The sequence below is a fragment of the Mariniradius saccharolyticus AK6 genome (assembly GCF_000330725.2).
In the GTDB taxonomy this organism is placed as follows: domain Bacteria; phylum Bacteroidota; class Bacteroidia; order Cytophagales; family Cyclobacteriaceae; genus Mariniradius; species Mariniradius saccharolyticus.
This window is the reverse complement of the sequence record NZ_AMZY02000037.1, coordinates 1-639: the sequence shown is the minus strand read 5'-3', so window position 1 is coordinate 639 and position 639 is coordinate 1. Positions and strand designations below refer to the sequence as shown.

At 53.5% G+C, this 639-nt stretch carries 1 protein-coding gene; it reads left to right on the top strand.

Annotation, left to right across the window (positions count from 1 at the left end):
* Positions 1–639 (top strand): DUF7507 domain-containing protein (locus C943_RS21165; protein ID WP_040481807.1); only part of this gene is annotated, 639 nt, incomplete at both ends.

The following is a 639-nucleotide window of genomic DNA, read 5'->3' as shown; positions in this document are numbered from 1 at the left end:
GGTTGTGAACGCGGTCCAATCACCTGCTTTAAGTATCCAGAAAACAGTCGCAGAAGGCAGTTACGATGCGGTAGGCGATGTGTTGAACTACACCGTCACCGTCACCAATACGGGCAACGTTACTTTGTCGAATGTTGTCGTGGTCGATCCGCTGACCGGTTTGAACCAGACCATTGCTTCGCTCGCTCCAACGGCTTCGCAAAGCTTCAACACTTCTTACACAATCGTCCAGTCTGACTTGGACAACGGTTCGGTCGCCAACACAGCTTCGGCTTCTTCGGGATCGGTATCCGTTTCCGACCAGGTAACCGTCAACGCGGTACAGTCCCCTGCCTTAAGTATCCAGAAAACAGTCGCAGAGGGCAGTTACGATGCGGTAGGCGATGTGCTGAATTACACTATTGTCGTCACCAACACGGGCAATACAACACTTTCCAACGTCGTGGTTGTCGATCCTTTGACTGGCCTGAACCAGACCATCGCTTCGCTCGCTCCGACGGCTTCGCAAAGCTTCAATACGTCTTATGCAGTAACCCAGGCAGATATCGATGCAGGTTCCGTGGCCAATACGGCTTCCGCTTCCAGCGGTTCGGTGAGCGTTTCCGACCAGGTGGTTGTGAACGCGGTCCAATCACCTGC